Raw genomic sequence first — 18,892 nt, 5'->3', positions numbered from 1 at the left:
GGCTCCCGATCTTCGGATCGGGGGCCTACCCGGCGGGAACGCCAACAGGAAAAGGCCCGCTCCCAACAGGGACGGGCCTTTTTCGGTGCCGAAAGATCAGGCGCGCGGGCGCGAAGCCCGCAACGGCTTACTTGATCTTGGCTTCCTTGAATTCGACATGCTTGCGCACGACCGGGTCATACTTGCTGAAGCTCAGCTTTTCGGTCGTGGTGCGCGGGTTCTTCTTGGTGACGTAGAAGAAGCCAGTGTCAGCCGTGCTGACGAGGCGGATCTTGACAGTTGCCGGCTTGGCCATGGCTTGGTCCCTGGTCTTGAAATAGCGTAAAAAGAAAAGCGGCCCATGTCGGACCGCCCCGTTTCAGCGGTGCCCCTTGGGGCAGATTCGTCCTGATGTCAAGGCTTGCGCGCCGGGTGGACGGTTTGGAACAGGCTTTACGTGCCTTTAACCCTATGCGCGCATGCTGCCAACCGGGGTACGGATGAAGGGAGATGTCTCCATGCGACATGATCCGAAACTGGCGATTTTGGCCGACCTGCTGCGCCGGGTTGACGGTCTGGCCGCGCAACGCGGCCATGTATCTGTCCCGCGCCTGCATGACGAGGTCGACCAGATCCGTCATATCGCGCGCGCCTTCCGGGTCGACAGCGTCGGCGACCTTGCCGCCACGCTTCAGTCCGTCCTTTCGCTCGATGGCCTCGATTCGGTCATACTCTCCTATCTCGACCGGATGCGCGACGCGATCACGACCGAATTGCCGCCGCTCGAGAATATTTTGCCGCTGGTACCCACGCCCGCTACGCTGCATCGCCTGCACGCCTGACCGGGATAGAGAATGGACGCCTTGCTGATCGCCCTGCTGGGCTGCCTGTTCGGGGAAATCGGGGACAAGGGCCAGTTGCTCGTGCTGGCGCTCGCCCATCGCTATCAGCGCGACGGGGCGATCATCGCCGGCGTCGCGGTTGCCGCTATTGCCAATGCCGCCATTTCCGCCGCTGCCGGCGCCTGGATCGGGCCTATGCTCGGCCATGATGCGCGGCTGCTGTTCATGGCGCTTTCGCTGCTGTTCCTTGGCGTGGGTCTGCTCTGGCCGGTGAAGATGCCGGACACGCTCGACGGCTGGCGGATCGGGCCGTTCCTTACCACCGCGCTCGGTGTCTTCATCCTGGGCTTTGGCGACGGACCGCAATTTCTGATTCTGGGCATCGCCACCCGCACGGCCGATCCGGCGCTCGCGGCGATCGGCGGCGCCATCGGTGTGATTGCAGCAGCCGTGCCGGTCATTCTGATGCGCGATCGTTTCCTGGCCTTGTTGCCGGTCCGGGCGATTCGCCTGACGGGCGGCGGCATCGCCCTGATCGTCGGCGCCGGCATGGCGTTGAGCGCGATCGGCCGGCTCTGATCGATTCCCTCCATCAGCCTGACCGATAAATTGCCCAAAGATTTCCGACTTGCGGGGGCACCTTATTGACGCGCAATCATTATATGTCCGAAATCAATTTCGCCTAACAGGAGGACAGTGCATGACCGCCCCCGATCTCAAGACGCCCACCGATCTCAAGAGCAATGCCACCAAGTCGGTTGCAGAGGCCCTGAACGGCGCCCTGGCCGACAGCTTTGCCCTCTATCTCAAGACCAAGAATTTCCACTGGCACGTCTCTGGCCCGCATTTCCGCGACTATCATCTGATGTTCGATGATCAGGCGACCGAAATCCTGGGCGTGACCGACCTGATTGCCGAGCGCGTACGCAAGACCGGCAACACCACGCTGCGCTCGATCGGCGATGTCGCCCGTCATCAGACCGTCAAGGACAATGACGCCGACTTCGTCAGCCCGGCCGACATGCTCAAGGAACTGCGCGACGACAATCTGGCGCTGGTCGAAACCTTCCGCGCGGTGAAGGCCGCCGCGACCGAAGCGGGCGACAATGCGACCGAAGGCATTGTCGACGACTGGACCGACCAGGCCGAACAGCGCGCCTGGTTCCTGTTCGAGGCCGCCCGCGGCGCCTGAACCGTCTGACGGATTATAATAAAGGGCCTCCCGGTCACGCACCGGGAGGCCCTTTTTCATTATCGCAATCGGTGAGGGGGCTTAGGCCTCGTCCACCACCGCAATCGCCACGATCTCGATCGCCCCGTCCTTGCCGGCAAAGTCTACCGCCTCGCCGGCTTCGGCATCCATCATCGCGCGGGCCAGCGGCGCGGAAAAACTGATCCGTCCGTCATGCGGATCGGCCTCGTCGTCGCCGACGATGGCGACCGTCTTCTCTTGCCTGTTCAGCCGATAGGTCACCCGCGTCCCGAACGTAACCGCTTCGCCATCCGCCACCGGGCGCAGTTCCACCGTCGCCAGCCGGGTGCGCCAGTAGCGCAGCAGGCGCTTATGCTTCTTCGCCTCTTCCTCGGTCATGCCGTCGGTCACCACCGCTTCCAGCGCCGCAACCTGTTCCTGCGTCAGCCGCAATCCGCGCGCCGTGACCCAATTGGGGCCGGGCGGGATCGGCAGCTCGAACTTGGGCTCCATATGCTCATCGTCGCTCTCGCGACGAAAGGCGACACTCATCTTGCCTCTCCAGAATTTCAATGATGCGGGACAACCGGCGATCTGGCCGGTCAGTCTTCGTCGAACAGACCCGCAAGCTGTTCAACCATCGTACCGCCCAATTGTTCGGCATCCATGATGGTCACGGCGCGGCGATAGTAACGGGTGACGTCATGGCCGATGCCGATCGCCACCAGTTGCACCGGTGAGCGGTTCTCGATCCAGTCGATCACCTGGCGCAGATGCCGTTCCAGATAGGTGCCGCTATTGACCGACAGGGTGCTGTCGTCGACCGGCGCCCCGTCGGAAATCACCATCAATATGCGCCGTTCCTCGGGCCGCGCGATCAACCGCGCATGCGCCCACAGCAGCGCCTCGCCGTCGATATTCTCCTTCAGCAGCCCTTCGCGCATCATCAGGCCCAGATTCCTGCGCGCCCGGCGCCAGGGTTCGTCGGCCTTCTTGTAGATGATATGGCGCAGGTCGTTGAGCCGCCCCGGCATGGGCGGACGCCCGGCCGCCAGCCAGTCCTCGCGGCTCTGCCCGCCCTTCCAGGCGCGCGTGGTGAAGCCCAATATCTCGGTCTTCACGCCGCAGCGTTCCAGCGTGCGGGCCATGATGTCGGCGCTGATCGCGGCAATGCTGATCGGCCGGCCGCGCATCGATCCACTATTGTCGATCAACAGGGTGACGACGGTATCGCGGAACTCGGTATCGCGCTCGATCTTGTAGGTCAGCGACCGGGTCGGATCGATCACGATCCGCGCCAGCCGCGCCGCATCCAGAATCCCTTCCTCCTGGTCGAAATCCCACGAGCGGAGCTGCTGCGCCATCAACCGGCGCTGCAACCGGTTGGCGAGCTTGGTGACCGCCCCCTGCAAGCTGACCAGTTGCTGGTCCAGGAAGCCACGCAGGCGATTGAGCTCATCCTCGTCGCACAGGTCGTCGGCGGTGACGACCTCGTCATGCTTTAGGGTATAGGATTTATAGTCGAAACCGGGGGGCAGGTCGGATGTCGGCCGATTGGGCCGCACCGGCATCATGCCTTCCTCGCCCATATCGTCGGCGCCGTCTTCCGCGTCGGCGTCGAACTCCTCGCTATAGTCGGTGTCGCCCTCTTCGGTCTCGCCGCCCTGATCCTCGGACCGGGCCTCGGCGTTCATGTCGCTGTCGCCCGATTCCTCCTGGCCGGAATCGCCTTCTTCCTGCTCTTCCTCCTTGTCCTCGCCTTCATCCTCGGGCTCGGGATCGTCGGTTTCGGGCGGCACGTCGGCGTCGACCAGCTGCAGATGCTCCAGCATCGCCTGGGTCAGCTTCTGGAAAGCGCGCTGGTCGTCGATCGCCAGGCCCAGTGCATCCAGATCGGTGCCGGCCTTGTCCTCGATCCACTGGTCGACCAGCTTCATCGCCGGCCGCAATTCCTCGGGCACCGCCTGGCCGGTCAGCCGTTCCCGCACCTTGAGCGCCAGAGCGGTCGACAGCGGCACCTCGTCTGCCGCCCGCGCCCGGCGGATCGGGTCGGACTTCAGGCGCATCGCCAGCGCCTCGTTCAGGTTCGCGCGCACGCCGTCCAGCGCCCGCGATCCGATCGCCTCGACCCGGGCCTGCTCGACCGCATCGAACACCGCGCGCGCCACCGCTTCGCCCGGTGCCATTGCGTTATGCAGCCTGGGATTATGGTGGCGCAGCTTCAGCGCATTGGCGTCGGCAAAGCCACGCGCCAGCGCCACCTGGTCGGCGGGCAAAGCGCGGCTGGGCGTCGGCACCTTGATGGCCTTGCCCACCATGTGCGGGGTGTCGGCGGTAAAGCTCACCTCCACCTCCGCGTCGCGCGTCATCGCCCGCGCGGTACCGGCCAGCACATCCTTGAAGGCGTCGAGGGGGGAACGTTCGGTCACCGGCCCTCCGGATCGCGCACGCGCGGCACGGCGACGGTCTCGATCTGCGTCTCGACCTCGCTCATCAGCTTGTGGACCGGGCATTTGGCCGCGACCGCGATCAGCCTGTCATGCTGCTCGTCGCTAATCGGGCCGGTCACCGCGATGCGGGTGGTCAGCTTGTAGATGCCGGCCCGCTCCTGGCTCGCATCACGCACCACGCCGACATGGATATTCTCGACCGGAATGCCGTTGCGCTGCGCATACCACAACATGGTCATCGCCTTGCATGCGCCCAGCGCCGAATCATACAGGTCATGCGGGTCCGGCCCGGCGTCATCGCCGTCGGGCGCCGACATGTCGGCGACGATCTCATGGCCCCGGATGCTGATCCGGTGTGCACTGCCGCCATTGGGGTCGATCCGTTCGACGACGATCATGGGTCCAGCCCTTTCGTTCAAGGGGCCGTGCGAACGCTCAGTTCGCGCGGCGCGCCACGCTCTCCGGCAAATCCTTGCCAAAGACGCGCTGATAATATTCCGCCACCAGCGGCCGTTCCGCCTCATCGCATTTGTTGAGGAAGGAGAGGCGGAAGGCGAAGCCGACATCCTTGAAGATCAGCGCATTCTGCGCCCAGCTGATCACGGTGCGGGGCGACATGACGGTCGAGATATCGCCGTTGATGAAGCCCTGGCGGGTCAGTTCCGCCACCTTGATCATGCTCTCGACCTCCTTGCGGCCGCCCTCATGGTCGTACTCGCCCGACTTCGCCAGCACCACCTGCGCCTCGGTCGCGGCGGGCAGATAATTGAGCGCCACCACCAGGTTCCAGCGGTCCATCTGGCCCTGGTTGATCTGCTGCGTGCCATGATAGAGGCCGGTCGTGTCGCCCAGGCCCACCGTGTTGGCGGTCGCGAACAGGCGGAAATGCGGGTTCGGCCGGATCACGCGATTCTGGTCCAGCAGGGTCATCTTGCCGTCGGTTTCCAGCACGCGCTGGATCACGAACATCACGTCCGGGCGGCCGGCATCATATTCGTCGAACACCAGAGCGACCGGGCGCTGCAGCGACCAGGGCAGCAGGCCTTCCTTGAACTCGGTGACCTGCTGGCCGTCCTTCAGCACGATCGCGTCGCGCCCGACCAGGTCGATGCGGCTGATATGCGCGTCCAGGTTGATGCGGATGCACGGCCATTTCAGGCGCGCGGCGATCTGCTCGATATGGCTCGACTTGCCGGTGCCATGATAGCCCTGCACCATGACGCGGCGGTTGAAGGCGAAACCGGCCAGGATCGCCAGCGTGGTGTCCGGATCGAACACATAGGCGGGGTCGAGGTCGGGCACGCGCTCGTCGGCCTGGGAAAAGGCCGGAACCTTCATGTCGATGTCGATGCCGAACATCTCGCGCACATCGACCTCCCGGTCGGGCGCCTCCATCAGCGTCTCGGTACGGGCATCGGGCTGGATGTTGGAAATGTCGGTCATGTCGTCATCATCTTCCTGCGAGTCACTCTCGCCCTAGACGATCGGGCAAGGGTGTGTCGAGACAGTGGGGGCTCAGCGTCCGGCGATCAAGCGGCCCATTCGGTCAGATTGGCCTCCTGTCCGACCAGTGCCAGCCCATGGGCGATCGATGTCAGCTCGCCGCCGGTGGCGATCCGGTCATGGCCGAAACGGAGGAAGAAGATATCGCGGATTGCCGGGATCAGCGACGATCCGCCGGTCAGGAACACCCGGTCGATGGTGTCGGGGGCGACATTGGCCTTGGCCAGCGCCTTGTCGACGGTCGCCTCGATCGCGGCGATGTCGGCCGCAATCCAGCGCTCGAAATCGGTGCGCGCAACCTCGGTCTCGATCTTGATGCCGCCACCCTCGAAGCGGAAGGTGGCATTGTCCGAGTCCGACAAGGCCCGCTTCAGCGCGCCGACCGCATCATTGAGCGGATATCCCAGTTCCTTCTCGATCACCGTGATCATCCGGCCGATCGCGGCGGGATCGCGCGCCGCCTTCTGCAATTTGCCCAGCTCGTCCATCGTCCGCCGGTTGCGCATCAGCGCCAGGCGCGACCAGTCGGCGAAATCGGCGAAATAGCTGCGCGGTATCTCCAGCTCCTTGCCAAAGGAGGTGTAGGCGCCGCCCTTGCCCAGCATCGGCAGCACCAGCTGGTCCATGATGCGATAGTCGAACCGGTCGCCGGCCAGGCCAATGCCCGCCGATCCCAGCGGCACGCAGCGCCGCGCCGCGCCTGGCGCCTCGACCCGCACCAGCGAAAAGTCGCTGGTGCCGCCGCCGAAATCCGCGACCAGGATGGTCGCTGCGCTGTCGAGCCGGCTGGCATAGCTGAACGCCGCGCCCAGCGGCTCATAGACATAATGGATCTCGCTGCCGAAGCCGGCGAACATCGCGTCATAACGCTGTCGCGCCAGCACCTCGTCGGGCCGGGCGCCGGCATATTCGACCGGCCGGCCGACGACGATGCGGTCGGGCCTCTTGTCGAGCATCCCGCCGGCATGGCCGATCATCCGCCCCAGGAACATCTGCCCCAGTTCCTCGAAACGATAGCGCTTCTCGAAGATGCTGGCGCTCTCGAAGATCGGGCTGGCCGCGACCGACTTGAAGGATTGCAGGAAGCGGCTGTCCTCTGGAAATTCCAGATATTCACTGATCGCCCAGGGGCCGGCCTCATGCGCCATGCCGCCCTTCACATGGCTGTCATGCCAGAAGCACAGGGCCGATCGGAACACGGCGCCGCTCGCCTGCGCGCCGGCAAATTCGACCAGGTCGGACTGGCCGGCATCGGCGATGGCGGCGACGCTGTTGGTCGTGCCGAAATCAAGGCCCAGCGCGCGTGGCTGATCCTGCATGGGGGTCTCTCCGGGAAAATCGAGGGCCGGGCGCTATGGCAGCGTCATTCCCACCCGGCAAGGCCATCCTGTCCTACATCGGGGGCTGATGCTAGACCGGATGGGCTTTGCCGGTACGCGCAGCAAGATTTCCAACTCTTGTAAGTTGATGTCAAAATATGCGGGAAATATGCGAAGTTAAGCGGAATGGACGCCGATTCCGGACCATCGGCAATCGGGCGGAAACCGCTTGTTAAATCGACCTAGGCATGGATGCGCGATGCTCATCATTCTCACCATCCTCTTCCTGGCGATCAACGCCTGGACCATGTTGATGTTCAGGTTCGACAAGAGGCAGGCGATCGCCGGCGAACGGCGCGTGGCAGAGGCGGACCTCCTGATGCTGGCCTTCATCGGCGGCACGCCCGGCGCGTTCGCCGCCCGCCAGATGTTCCGTCACAAGACGCGCAAGGAGCCTTTCTCGACCCGGCTGATGGTCATCGCCGTGGTGCAGATCGGTGCCCTGATCGGCTGGTTCCTGTTCTAGCGATTGTCGCCCGTTAGGCGAACACCGGTGCCTTGCGCAGAAGGGCATAGGCTTCGATCACATCCTGCAACTGCCCCTCCTTGGTGCGGTCGCCGCCATTATGGTCGGGATGATAGCGGCGCAGCAATTCGGTATAGCGGGTGCGCAGCGCCTTGCGGTCGGCGTCGATCGGCAGGCCCATCACCGACAGGGCCTTGCGATCTTCGGATGACAGGAGCTGGCCATCCTGCCGCACCTGCGCATCGGCCCGCGCCTTGGCGACCCGTTCCTTGAACCTGGCGCCGATCGCGTCGAGCGGATCCTGGAAGTCCGACCATTTGGGCGGCGGGCTGGCGGCGTTGCTCGAAAAGGCGCGGGTTTCCCGCTCCCACCCGGCATAGGGGCGCTGGGCCGCGGCAATTTCCTCCGGGCTCATGCCGGTGAAGAAATTATAGCCCTGGTTGAAGGCGCGGACATGGTCCAGGCACAGCCAGCGCCAGCGCGGCCCGTCCTGGTGCGACCGGCTGCCGTCCTGCGATGGTGCGCGGAATTCGCCCGGCTCCGGGCATCCGGGCACCGCGCAGGGGCGCTCGCTTTCCACACGACCGTGGAAACGGTTGAAACGACGGGTCGAGAAGGGATCGCTACTCAAGATTGTCCTGATGAAATGCCGGGCAAAGGGGCTATATAGTCGCCATGACCGATGTTTCAAAAGGCCCCGTCGCCATCGAGATCGAGGCGCGCCTGCGCGCCGCCCTGACGCCCGAACACCTTGCCGTCATCGACGACAGCGAAAAGCATCGCGGCCATGCCGGCCATGATGGTTCGGGCGAAAGCCATTTCACGGTGGAGGTCGTGGCCGACCGCTTCACCGGCCAGAACCGCGTCGCCCGCCAGCGGCTGGTCAATGCCGCGCTCGCCGACCTGCTGCGCGACAAGGTCCACGCCCTCGCCATCAAGGCCCGCGCCCCCGGAGAAGCTTGAGACTTTTGGCGCGATGCGGCGTTGACCTTCCGCTTTGGAAGGGAGACGCCATGGCCTATGATCTCTGGTACTGGCCCGACATTCCCGGTCGGGGCGAATTTGTCCGGTTGATGCTGGAAGCCTGCGGCATCGCCTATCATGATCGCGCCCGGTCCGAAGGGGGCGGCGCGCTGGTTTCGGACATGGCAGGCCATGATCGCAGTCCGGCCTTTGCGCCGCCCTATCTGATGGCGGATGGGATGACGGTGGCGCAGACCGCCAATATCCTGGCTTATCTGGCGGATCGCCATGATTGCGGTCCGCTGACGCTCCGGCACCGCTATTGGCTGGCGCAGATACAGCTCACCATCATGGACATGGTGGCAGAGGTGCATGGCACCCATCATCCGGTCGCCATGGACCTTTACTATGCCGACCAGAAGCCGGAAGCCGCACGCTGTGCTACGGCCTTTCGTACCACGCGCATGCCCAAATTCCTCGCCTATTTCGATGGCGCCTTGGGCGCCGAGCCGGGCGACTGGCTGGCGGGCGACCGCTGGAGCTATGCGGATCTCTCGCTGTTCCAGCTCGTGGCCGGGCTGCGCTATGCCTTTCCGCGCCGCATGGCTGCTCTGGCTACGGGTTATTCCCGGGTGATGCTGCTGCATGATCGGGTTGCGGCGCTCCCGGAATTGGCGGACTATCTAGCCAGTGACCAGCGGCTCCCGTTCAGCGAGGACGGGATTTTCCGCCACTATCCGGAGCTTGATGCACCATGACCGATGATTCGCCGATCATTCAGACGATCATGCCCACGACCCATGATCTGGGCGATTTCAAGGTGCATCGCGCGCTTCCGGCGAAGGAGCGGACCATGGTCGGCCCCTTCATCTTCTTCGATCAGGCCGGCCCTGCCGCGCTGCCGGCCGGTCAGGGGGTTGATGTGCGCCCGCATCCGCACATCAACCTCGCCACCGTCACCTATATGCTGGAAGGGACGTTCCTCCATCGCGACTCGCTGGGGACGGAGCAGTTGATCGGTCCTGGCGCAGTCAATCTGATGACGGCGGGCAAGGGCATCGTCCATTCCGAACGCACACCGGTTGCCGATCGCGGCCATGACAGCAAATTGCTGGCGATCCAGACCTGGCTCGCCCTGCCGGAGCGTGACGAGGAGCGTGACCCAGCGTTCGAGCATGTCGAGGGCGGCGGCCTGCCGGTGCTGGAGGATCATGCCTCCTGGGTGCGGGTCATCATGGGCACGCTCTGGGGCGAGACGGCACAGGTCTCGACCTATGCCGACACCATCTATGCCGATATCCAGCTCCGCCCCGGCGGCTCCATCCCCGTCGATGCCATCGCGGAGGAGCGGGCGCTCTATCTCTGGCAGGGATCGGCCACGCTCGACGGCGTCGAGCTGCTGCCCCAGACCCTCTATGTGCTGCGCCCCGGCGTGCCCGCGACGCTGCACAGCGATCAGGGCGCCAATCTGGTCCTGTGCGGAGGAGAGGCGTTCGCGACCCCGCGCCATGTCTGGTGGAATTTCGTCTCGTCGCGCCCCGATCGGCTGATGCAGGCGCGTGAGGATTGGGACGCGATGCGCTTCCCGCTGATCCCGGGCGACGATCAGGAATTTATCCCGATCCCGCAGGGGCGGCCCAAGACCGTCAGCTATCCCTGACGGTAAGGGCGCGCATTTACTCCACGAAGGTCAGCGACAGATTCTCGGCATTTTTGGGAATGTCGATCCGGCTTTCGTTGATCGACGCTTCCTCGCCGGGCTTTAGCCGGCTCTTGTCCGCCTTGGTGGTCCAGCTGAACACCAGCCGGTTCTGCCGATCGCGCAGTTGTACCAGTACCGGCGGCACCGACAGCGCCTGCTTGCCGCTGTTCACGATCCGCGCGCCAAAGGCGAAATATTCCTCGCCGGTCGGCAGCTTGCGCCGCTCGGCGGGCTTGGACAGGTAGAATAGCAGGTCGGGATCGCCCTCTTCGGCGACCAAGCCCATGCTGATGGCCCATCCCGGCGGGCCGAAATACCAGAGCGCCCCGCCTGCGGCGGCGATGATCAGGCAGAAACCGATCGCCGCGTAGGTCCACAGCTTCAGGGGGTTGCGCCGTCGCTTCGCCGCCGCCGGGGGGGCGATCCGCTCGGCTTCGGTCGATGGCGGAATAACCCCCGCATAAATGTCGTCGAATCGATTATTCGGCGCCACCACAGGCGCTTCCACCACGGGCGCCTCGACCGGCGTTTCGACAAAGGCCGGCTTTTGGGGCTCGGGCGCAGATGGCGCTGGCGCTTCCACGATCGGCGCTGGCGGGGCCACGGGCGGTGGTGGCGGGGGCACGGGCGGCGGTGCCGGTGGCGATACCGCTTCCCGAGCCGCCAGCGCTGGCGGCTCCTGGAACCAGCTATGCTTGCAGGCTGCGCAGCGGACCTGGCGGCCGTCCGGGCCGACGGCAGTGTCCGGCACGATGTAGCGCGTCGCGCAATTGGGGCACACCAGGATCATTTCGCTTCATAGGCATGCCAGGGACTCTAGGGCAAGATGCCAGCGACAGGCGCATGAAGATCGACGCGACTCGCGGCGATCTGCGGACCTCTATTCTGGCACGGCTCTTTACGGCTCCCTGCCCGCTGTGCCATGGCTGGGCTTCGGGGAACCAGGGAGCGCATCGGCGCCATAATTCAGTCATGTCGGCCATCGTCCAGTTCGAAAATGTCGGTCTGCGCTATGGTCTGGACAGCGAGACCCTGTCCGACGTCAGCTTCTCGCTGCACAGCGGCGGCTTTTATTTTCTCACCGGGTCGTCGGGTGCCGGCAAGACCTCGCTCTTGAAGCTCCTCTACCTTGCCCAGCGGCCAAGCCGGGGCGTCATCCGCCTGTTTGGCGAGGATGTGGTGACCTTGCCACGCAAGCGACTGCCCGGATTTCGGCGCCGTATCGGCGTGGTGTTCCAGGATTTCCGCCTGGTCCCGCATCTGTCGGCCTACGACAATATCGCTCTGCCGTTGCGCGTGTCGGGCATGGAGGAATCGGAAATCGATGCGCCAGTGACGGAGATGTTGAACTGGGTCGGCCTGGGAGACCGGGGCCTGGCACGGCCTGCAACCTTGTCGGGCGGGGAGCAGCAGCGGGTCGCCATCGCCCGCGCGGTGATCGGCCGCCCCGAAATATTGGTCGCGGACGAGCCGACCGGCAACGTCGATGCCGACATGGCTCGTCGCCTGATGACCTTGTTCGAGGCGCTCAATCGGCTGGGCACCACGATCGTCGTTGCCACCCATGACCTGCCGCTGATGGCACAGGTGACGGGCGCGCAGATGATGCGGCTGGACAAGGGGCGGCTGGCCGATCCGACCGGAGCGCTGCGCTATCCGCCCCGTCCGCAGGGGGCGGGCTGATGGCTGGGGGCAATCGCCGTGCCGCTGCGGCCGCACGCCATCGTCTGCTGCCGGCCGGGCGGGTGGCGGGGCCGATGCCGTGGATCATCGCGATCATGATATTCCTGACGGTGCTGGCCGCCGCAGCGGGTCTGGGGCTGGGCACCGCCGTCCGGGCGATGGGCGCCGACCTTGCCGGCCGGGCAACGGTCCAAATTGTGGAAGCCAATGCTGAACAGCGCGATCGCCTGGCCGGGCAAGTGCAGCAGGCGCTGCGCGGCGCGGCCGATGTCCGCAGCGTCGCCATGGTGGACCCGGCCACGCTGGCCGATCAGCTGCGGCCATGGCTGGGCGAGGATGTGACGAGCGGAGACCTGCCGATCCCGGCGTTGATCGATGTGACCCTGACCGCCGGGGATGCCGGAATGAAGGTCGAGCGGGTGCGCGGTCTGCTCGCGCGCCTCTCGCCCAAGCTGCGGATCGAACCGCATGCCGCCTTTTTGCTGCCGTTGGCGGGGTTGCTGACGGCCCTGACCTGGCTCGCCATTGGCGTCGTCGTGCTTATGGGGCTGGCGACGGGGGCCGTCGTCGTGCTGGCAGCGCGCGGGGCGCATGACAGTCATCGCGGCACGATCGAGGTACTGCACCTGATGGGCGCGACCGACGTACAGATCGCCCGCCTGTTCCAGCGTCGTATCGCACTGGATGCGCTGATGGGCGGGGCGCTGGGCTTCGCCTTTGGAATATTGGTGATCCTGCTTATCGGCGCGCGCCTGTCGGCGACCGGGTCGCAGCTTCTGGCAGCAGTCGCCTTGCCGCCGGCCAGTTGGGCGGTCCTGGTGGCGGTCCCGATTGCCGGCATCCTGCTCGCGACGCTGGCGGGGCGTTGGACGGTCTTGCGGGCGCTGGGGCGGGCACTGTGATCGTTCGTATCCTCGCCGTTTCGCTGCTGGGCTGGATATTGGGCTTTGCCTGGTTCGCGATTTTCCTGCCTCAGCCGCTGGATGGCCGGAAAACCGACGCTATCGTCGTGTTGACCGGTGGGGCAGGACGGATCGATCGCGGTCTTGCCCTGCTGGAAGAAGGGGCGGCCAAGCGGATGCTGATCTCCGGCGTCGATCGCGCGGTGCGTCCGGTCGAGCTGGCAGCCGAATATAAAGCGCGGCTGTCGCTCTTCACTTGCTGCATCACGCTGGGACGCGAGGCGATCGACACACGGTCCAACGCGATCGAGACGGCGCGCTGGTTGGAGCGGCGTGACTATCAGAGCGTGCGCCTGATCACCACCGACTGGCACATGCGCCGCGCCGCACTGGAACTGCATCAGGCGCTGCCCGGCCGCATCAACCTGGTGTATGACGCCGTGCCTAGTCGGCCCAGCCTCACCATTCTGGTGCGGGAATATAATAAATATCTGGCGCGCCGCATGGCCGCCCTGATCGGCATATGAAGGCTATGATCCTGCTTACCGCCCTCCGTTCGCTCCTGTTCATGCTGGCCTTCTACGTCGGCACCGCCTTGTTCGTGACCGGCGCGGTGATCGGTGGGTTCTTCAATCCCGCCTATGTCGCCTCGGTCGCGACCGGCTGGAGCCGCTACCACCGTTTCTGTGCGCGTTGGCTGCTGGGGCAGAAGGTGGTGGTTGATGGGGAGCTGCCGCACGGTCCCTATCTCTATATCGTCAAGCATGAATCGATGTTCGAGACGATCGACCTGCTCTGCCTGTTCGACAAGCCGGCGATCGGCGCGAAGCGCGAACTGCTCGATATTCCCTTCTGGGGCGGCATCGCCCGCCGCTATGGCCTGATCCCGATCGAGCGGACCGCCGGTGCCAGCGCGCTGCGAACTCTGCGCGCTGCGGCCAAGGCGGCGGTGGCACAGGGGCGGGCCGTCTGCCTCTTCCCCGAAGGCACGCGCGTGCCCCATGGCGAAGCGCCGCCGCTCAAGTCCGGTTTTGCCGGTCTCTACAGCCTGCTCGGCCTGCCGGTGGTGCCGATCGCCATCAACAGCGGCATCGTGTCGCCACGTGGCAAGTTCCTCAAGCGCCCCGGTACGATCACCTACAAGGTGGGCGAAATCGTCCCCACCGGCCTCGACCGCAAGGAGGCCGAAATCCGCGTCCATGCGGCGATCAACGCACTTAATTGAACAGATTCGCAAAGCGCCTTTCGCGCTTTGCCAAGCCCGCGCGGCGCCTGAGCGTTTCAAGCTGCTGATGCGGGAGCATCATGGCAGCTTGCTATCAATGCGAACGGCCGAAGTCGGGCTTGGCATCGTCCTGACCCTGTTCGATGATCGACCGGCGGATCGCGCGGGTGCGGGTGAACAGGTTGAACAGCGCGTCGCCATCGTTCCAGCGGATTGCCCGTTGCAACGCGGATAGATCTTCCGAAAAACGCTGCAGCATTTCCAGTACCGCGTCCTTGTTCGCCAGGAACACGTCGCGCCACATGGTCGGGTCCGACGCGGCGATGCGGGTGAAGTCGCGGAAGCCGCCGGCCGAATATTTGATCACCTCGCTCTGGGTGACATTCTCCAGGTCGCTGGCGGTGCCGACGATGGTATAGGCGATCAGGTGCGGCAGATGGCTGGTCACCGCCAGCACCAGGTCATGATGCGCGGGGTCCATCGTCTCGACATCGGCGCCGACCCGGCGCCACAGTTCCGACACGCGCTCGACCGCAGTCGGATCGGCATCGGCGGGCGGGGTGACGATCGACCAGCGGCCCTTGAACAGGGTGGCAAAGCCCGCTTCCGGCCCGCTATTTTCGGTGCCGGCCACCGGATGCGCCGGGATGATGATGCGGCCGGGCAGGGCGGCGTTGAGCTGCGCCAGCACGTCCGCCTTGCACGATCCCACATCGCTGATGATCGCGTCGGCTGGCAGGTCATCGGCGATCTCCGCCGCCGCCGCGCCCATCGCGCGTACCGGCACGCACAGCACCACCAGTTCGGCGTCGGTGACGGAGGCGCCGGCCGTGTCGGTGATGTCGTCGCACAGGTCGATACGCCGGGCGATCTCGCGCACGGCGGGGTCGGCATCATGGCCGGTGACGCGGACGGTGGGCATATATTCGCGGATCGCCCGCGCCAGCGAGGATCCGATCAGGCCAAGGCCGATGATGGTGATACGGGAAAAGGGCAGCATCGCTTCAGGCGGCCTCCGCCATGGCGCGCAGCTTGGCGGCGACGGCGCGGGTCTGTTCCTCGGTGCCGATGGTGATCCGCAGGCCGTTGGGCAGACCCTGGCCCGGCAGCCAGCGGGTGGCATAGCCCTCGTCCCACAGCCCCTTCATTGCTGCCTCGGCGGTCAGCTTGCCGTCGAACAGGATCAGCAGGAAATTGGTGCGGCTTGGCACGGCGCGCAGGCCATGGTTGGACAGCGACGCGATCTCGCCCGCCAGCCATTCGCGCCATTGCGCGTTATGGGCGCGGCTCGCCTCGACCCATTCATGGTCGTGGATCGCGGCGACGGCGGCCGCCTGGCCGGCGGTCGTCACGTTGAACGGCGCGCGGATGCGATGCAGGATGTCGATCACGTCGGGACAAGCATAGCCCCAGCCGATCCGCTCGGCGGCCAGGCCATAGATTTTCGAGAAAGTGCGGGTTACGAACACGTTGGACGCGGTCTTTGCCAGTTCCAGCCCCGCATCATCCTCGTCCGCGTCCAGATATTCGGCATAGGCCTGATCCAGCACGAACAATATGTCGGGGCGCAGCCCGGCATGCAGCCGCGCAATCTCCTCCCGACTGGTCATGGTGCCGGTGGGATTGTTGGGATTGGCGAGGAAAACGACCTTGGTCTTCTCCGTCACGCAGGCCAGCAGGGCGTCGACATCGGTCGCATAATCGGCGTCGGGCGCCTCGATCGGCGTCGCGCCCACGCGGCGGGCGGCGATGTCATAGACCGAAAAGCCGTAGCGGACATAGAGCACCTCGTCGCCCGGCCCGGCATAGGCGCTGGCGGCGATGTGCAGCAGCTCGTCCGACCCGGTGCCATAGATGATGCGCGCCGGATCAAGCCCATGGACCGCGCCGATCGCTTCGCGCAACTTGGCCGCGCCCGGATCGGGATAGGTGGCGAGGTCCGTCGTCGCCGCGACCATGGCCGCACGGGCGGCCGCGCCGGTGCCCAGCGGATTCTCGTTGGCAGACAGCTTGATCAACGGCCGGCCATCATCGGCGGCGGACTTGCCCGGCACATAGGCATGAATGCCGAGAATCCAGTCCTTGGGGGCGGGTTTTGCTGCAGCGTCGCTCATGGAGCGCGGCTTTAGCGGCTTCCGCGCCAAAGGCAAAGCGGCTGGATGGAAGACGCGGGACGCGGCAGGATCAGGGTAGGCGCGCGATCCTGCCGCAACGGCGTGCCTCACTCGATATGCTGGGCAAAGGCCAGATAGCGCTCCTGCAGTTCGGCTTCCTCGCTCTCGCTCAGGTTGCGCGGCGCCAGCTTGATATCGACCCGGTCGATCTTGCCGCCCTTGAAGGCGAAGGGCGGCTTATACTGGTCCGACACCGGTGCGCCGCTGTCGGCGCCGACGCCGAACGTGTCGATGCCAAAGCGTCCCGCGACGGTATTCTCGATCCGCTCGCGCGCGACTTCCTCGCCATTGACCAGCAGGATCGCCTCGCCGCCCTTGCCCAGTCCGCCGCCATCATAGGAAAAGGCCAGCTCGATCTTCACCGTGCCGGTCGGCAGCGGCTTGGCGGACACGACGTTGGTCCGCTCGCGATCGAACCAGTTATAATGATAGGTCGGCTTGCCGTCCTTCACATAGAGCGAGAAGCCGGCCGACATGCCGCCCGATGCGACGATCACGCCTTCGGCCTTGCCGTCGGGATTTTCGACATGGGCGATGATGCTGTGCGATCGGTTCTTGGTATTGGGTGACGCGGTTTCGGGCAGGCGGAAGGCGCCGGGATAATAAGTGAACTCGGTCCGGTTGGGATCGGCGCCGCCGGGCGACGGCTTGGGTTCGGCCAGCCGACCCGATCCACGATCGTCGAGCGGATAGACGCCATATTTTTCCGCTTCCTCGTCGAAGATTTTTTTCAGCTCCTCCAGCTTGGCGGGATGCTGGGCGGCCAGATCATGCGCCTCGGAAAAATCCTCGTCGATATGGTAGAGTTCCCACTTGTCCTTCTCCCAATGGCCCGGCGCATAATCCTGCCGCCAGGGGAAGGTATGCTGGGCGCAGGCGATCCAGCCCTTGTCATAGATGGCGCGGTTGGAGAAAATCTCGAAATATTGGCGCTCGCGCACGGCATGGGCATCGGCACTGGGGAAGGTCGACCGGATCGACACGCCGTCCATCGGCTTCTGCTGCACACCGTTGACGGACTCGGGCGCGGGGATACCGGCGGCATCCAGCAGGGTCGGAACGATGTCGATCAGATGGGTGAATTGCGGGCGGATGCCGCCCACGTCCTTGATCCCGTCGGGCCAGCTAATGACCATCGGATTGCGCGATCCGCCGAAATGGGATGCGACCTGCTTGACCCACTGGAACGGCGCATTGCCGGCCCAGGCCCAGCCCAGCGGATAATGGGGTTCGGTGTCGGGGCCGCCAATATCGTCATAGGCGGCCAGATTGTCCTCGATCGTGGACGGCACGCCATTGAGGTTCATCACCTCGTTCACCGTGCCGGTAAAGCCGCCCTCCGAGGATGCGCCATTGTCACCGACGATATAGATGATGATCGTGTTGTCGGCATCGGCCAGCTGCTTCACGGCCTCCACCACCCGTCCGCACTCATGGTCGGCATAGGCGAGATAGCCGGCGAAATTTTCCATGAAGCGCGAAAACAGCTTCTTCTCGTCGGCCGACAGGCCTTCCCATTCCTGCACCCATTCAGGCTTGTCGGTGAGCGTGGTGCCTTCGGGGATGATGCCGCCGGCCAGCTGGCGCTGATATGTCTCCTCGCGCACCGCTTCCCAGCCCGCATCGAACTGGCCCTTGAACTTGTCGCGCCATTCTGCCGGGGGATGATGCGGCGCGTGCGCGGCGCCCGGGGCAAAATAGCAGAAGAAGGGTTTGTCGGGTGCGACCGATTTGGAATAGCGGATCCAGTTGATCGCGCGATCGGTCATGTCTTCCATGAAATGATAGCCCTCTTCGGGCAGGCGATCGGGCTCGACGGCGACCGTATTCTCGAACAGCACCGGATAATATTGGTGCGTCTCGCCGGCGATGAAGCCGTAGAAATAGTCAAAGCCCATGCCGGTCGGCCAGCGATCGAACGGCCCGGCGACGCTGCTTTCCCAGTCGGGCGTATTGTGATTCTTCCCGAACCAGGACGTGGCATAGCCATTGTCCTTCAGGATGCGGCCGACCGTCGCGGTCGATTGCGGCATCATATTATTGTAGCTGGGGAAGCCCGTCGCCCATTCGGACAGGAAGCCGGTGCCGCAATTATGGTGGTTGCGCCCGGTGATCAGCGCAGCGCGCGAGGGGCCGCAGATCGCCGTCGTGTGGAAACGGGTATAGCGCAGGCCCTCGGCCGCCAACTGGTCGAGCGTCGGGGTCGGTACCGGCCCGCCAAAGGTGCCGGCCTGGCCGAAGCCGACATCGTCGAGCAGGATCAGCAGGACATTGGGCGCGCCCTTGGGCGGCGTCGGCAGGCCGGGCCAGGCCGATTCCGACACATCATAGGTCTTGCCGATCTTGCCGGTGAATTTCGGCTCCGGCAGGGGTAGCTTGCTACGATCGACATTCGCTTCGGCCATGGGGACGACTCCGTTTCGCGCGGCATC

22 protein-coding genes are annotated in these 18,892 nt (G+C 64.9%); 11 read left to right on the top strand and 11 right to left on the bottom strand.

Going from position 1 to position 18,892, the window contains the following annotated elements; translation table 11 throughout:
* Positions 1-127: 127 nt before the first annotated feature.
* The gene (gene rpmG / locus PMI04_RS20265; RefSeq protein WP_004208953.1) at positions 128-295 is read right to left on the bottom strand and encodes a 50S ribosomal protein L33; all 168 of its coding nucleotides are present in this window, start codon (positions 293-295) and stop codon (positions 128-130) included.
* 202 nt (positions 296-497) lie between these two features.
* Here rpmG and PMI04_RS20260 point away from each other — a divergent pair, with 202 nt between their 5' ends.
* The 3 genes from PMI04_RS20260 to PMI04_RS20250 all read left to right on the top strand — a co-directional run bounded on the left by PMI04_RS20260 (position 498) and on the right by PMI04_RS20250 (position 2,013).
* Complete coding sequence (locus PMI04_RS20260; protein ID WP_007715337.1) at positions 498-821, top strand: hypothetical protein; 324 nt, start codon at positions 498-500, stop codon at positions 819-821.
* A 12-nt stretch (positions 822-833) separates the two neighbouring features.
* A complete protein-coding gene (locus tag PMI04_RS20255) occupies positions 834-1,400 on the top strand; it encodes a TMEM165/GDT1 family protein (RefSeq protein WP_007715340.1) in 567 nt (188 codons plus the stop codon).
* A gap of 121 nt (positions 1,401-1,521) precedes the next feature.
* The gene (locus PMI04_RS20250; protein WP_007715342.1) at positions 1,522-2,013 is read left to right on the top strand and encodes a DNA starvation/stationary phase protection protein; all 492 of its coding nucleotides are present in this window, start codon (positions 1,522-1,524) and stop codon (positions 2,011-2,013) included.
* Positions 2,014-2,094: 81 nt separating this feature from the next.
* On the opposite strand, the gene PMI04_RS20245 is transcribed toward PMI04_RS20250, so the two are convergent.
* The 5 genes from PMI04_RS20245 to PMI04_RS20225 all read right to left on the bottom strand — a co-directional run bounded on the left by PMI04_RS20245 (position 2,095) and on the right by PMI04_RS20225 (position 7,285).
* The gene (locus PMI04_RS20245; RefSeq protein ID WP_007715344.1) at positions 2,095-2,565 is read right to left on the bottom strand and encodes a GreA/GreB family elongation factor; all 471 of its coding nucleotides are present in this window, start codon (positions 2,563-2,565) and stop codon (positions 2,095-2,097) included.
* Between the two features lie 50 nt (positions 2,566-2,615).
* Positions 2,616-4,442 carry a cobaltochelatase subunit CobT gene (gene cobT, locus PMI04_RS20240; protein ID WP_007715346.1) on the bottom strand — a complete coding sequence of 609 codons (1,827 nt, stop codon included), beginning with the start codon at positions 4,440-4,442 and terminating at the stop codon, positions 2,616-2,618.
* Complete coding sequence (locus PMI04_RS20235) at positions 4,439-4,861, bottom strand: OsmC family protein (RefSeq protein ID WP_007715347.1); 423 nt, start codon at positions 4,859-4,861, stop codon at positions 4,439-4,441. Before PMI04_RS20235 ends, cobT begins: the two co-directional genes overlap by 4 nt.
* A gap of 37 nt (positions 4,862-4,898) precedes the next feature.
* Positions 4,899-5,906, bottom strand: coding sequence for a cobaltochelatase subunit CobS (gene cobS, locus PMI04_RS20230; protein ID WP_007715348.1), 1,008 nt, complete (start codon positions 5,904-5,906; stop codon positions 4,899-4,901).
* A gap of 86 nt (positions 5,907-5,992) precedes the next feature.
* A complete protein-coding gene (locus tag PMI04_RS20225; RefSeq protein ID WP_007715349.1) occupies positions 5,993-7,285 on the bottom strand; it encodes an Hsp70 family protein in 1,293 nt (430 codons plus the stop codon).
* A gap of 259 nt (positions 7,286-7,544) precedes the next feature.
* Here PMI04_RS20225 and PMI04_RS20220 point away from each other — a divergent pair, with 259 nt between their 5' ends.
* On the top strand, positions 7,545-7,811 hold the full coding sequence (locus tag PMI04_RS20220) for a DUF1294 domain-containing protein (RefSeq protein ID WP_007715350.1): 267 nt from the start codon (positions 7,545-7,547) through the stop codon (positions 7,809-7,811).
* Between the two features lie 13 nt (positions 7,812-7,824).
* Here PMI04_RS20220 and PMI04_RS20215 read toward each other — a convergent pair whose 3' ends face one another.
* On the bottom strand, positions 7,825-8,442 hold the full coding sequence (locus PMI04_RS20215; RefSeq protein ID WP_007715351.1) for a J domain-containing protein: 618 nt from the start codon (positions 8,440-8,442) through the stop codon (positions 7,825-7,827).
* Positions 8,443-8,486: 44 nt separating this feature from the next.
* Here PMI04_RS20215 and PMI04_RS20210 point away from each other — a divergent pair, with 44 nt between their 5' ends.
* From PMI04_RS20210 to PMI04_RS20200, 3 genes are read left to right on the top strand one after another with little or no spacing between them, the layout of a single operon-like run.
* A complete protein-coding gene (locus tag PMI04_RS20210; RefSeq protein ID WP_007715352.1) occupies positions 8,487-8,774 on the top strand; it encodes a BolA family protein in 288 nt (95 codons plus the stop codon).
* A 50-nt stretch (positions 8,775-8,824) separates the two neighbouring features.
* On the top strand, positions 8,825-9,532 hold the full coding sequence (locus PMI04_RS20205; protein WP_007715353.1) for a glutathione S-transferase: 708 nt from the start codon (positions 8,825-8,827) through the stop codon (positions 9,530-9,532).
* The gene (locus PMI04_RS20200; RefSeq protein ID WP_007715354.1) at positions 9,529-10,434 is read left to right on the top strand and encodes a pirin family protein; all 906 of its coding nucleotides are present in this window, start codon (positions 9,529-9,531) and stop codon (positions 10,432-10,434) included. The genes PMI04_RS20205 and PMI04_RS20200 overlap by 4 nt, the downstream gene beginning before the upstream one ends.
* Positions 10,435-10,450: 16 nt before the next feature.
* On the opposite strand, the gene PMI04_RS20195 is transcribed toward PMI04_RS20200, so the two are convergent.
* Entirely contained in the window at positions 10,451-11,266 is an 816-nt protein-coding gene (locus tag PMI04_RS20195) for an MJ0042-type zinc finger domain-containing protein (RefSeq protein WP_007715357.1), read from the bottom strand.
* 182 nt (positions 11,267-11,448) lie between these two features.
* Between PMI04_RS20195 and ftsE the strand changes: the two genes are divergently transcribed.
* From ftsE to PMI04_RS20175, 4 genes are read left to right on the top strand one after another with little or no spacing between them, the layout of a single operon-like run.
* Entirely contained in the window at positions 11,449-12,159 is a 711-nt protein-coding gene (gene ftsE, locus PMI04_RS20190; protein ID WP_007715359.1) for a cell division ATP-binding protein FtsE, read from the top strand.
* Complete coding sequence (locus PMI04_RS20185) at positions 12,159-13,061, top strand: FtsX-like permease family protein (protein ID WP_007715361.1); 903 nt, start codon at positions 12,159-12,161, stop codon at positions 13,059-13,061. Before ftsE ends, PMI04_RS20185 begins: the two co-directional genes overlap by 1 nt.
* On the top strand, positions 13,058-13,588 hold the full coding sequence (locus PMI04_RS20180) for a YdcF family protein (RefSeq protein ID WP_007715363.1): 531 nt from the start codon (positions 13,058-13,060) through the stop codon (positions 13,586-13,588). The genes PMI04_RS20185 and PMI04_RS20180 overlap by 4 nt, the downstream gene beginning before the upstream one ends.
* Before the next feature lie 5 nt (positions 13,589-13,593).
* Positions 13,594-14,286, top strand: a complete 693-nt coding sequence (locus PMI04_RS20175; RefSeq protein WP_283184820.1) for a lysophospholipid acyltransferase family protein — start codon at positions 13,594-13,596, stop codon at positions 14,284-14,286.
* A 94-nt stretch (positions 14,287-14,380) separates the two neighbouring features.
* Here PMI04_RS20175 and PMI04_RS20170 read toward each other — a convergent pair whose 3' ends face one another.
* From PMI04_RS20170 to PMI04_RS20160, 3 genes are all read right to left on the bottom strand, one after another.
* Positions 14,381-15,286 (bottom strand): prephenate/arogenate dehydrogenase family protein, encoded by a 906-nt coding sequence (locus PMI04_RS20170; RefSeq protein ID WP_007711830.1) that lies wholly within the window; start codon positions 15,284-15,286, stop codon positions 14,381-14,383.
* A gap of 4 nt (positions 15,287-15,290) precedes the next feature.
* A complete protein-coding gene (gene hisC / locus PMI04_RS20165; protein ID WP_007711832.1) occupies positions 15,291-16,400 on the bottom strand; it encodes a histidinol-phosphate transaminase in 1,110 nt (369 codons plus the stop codon).
* Positions 16,401-16,507: 107 nt separating this feature from the next.
* Positions 16,508-18,865, bottom strand: a complete 2,358-nt coding sequence (locus tag PMI04_RS20160) for an arylsulfatase (RefSeq protein ID WP_007711835.1) — start codon at positions 18,863-18,865, stop codon at positions 16,508-16,510.
* Positions 18,866-18,892: the final 27 nt, after the last annotated feature.

The organism is Sphingobium sp. AP49, assembly GCF_000281715.2.
GTDB lineage: Bacteria > Pseudomonadota > Alphaproteobacteria > Sphingomonadales > Sphingomonadaceae > Sphingobium.
This window is presented reverse-complemented; position numbering and strand designations above follow the sequence as displayed.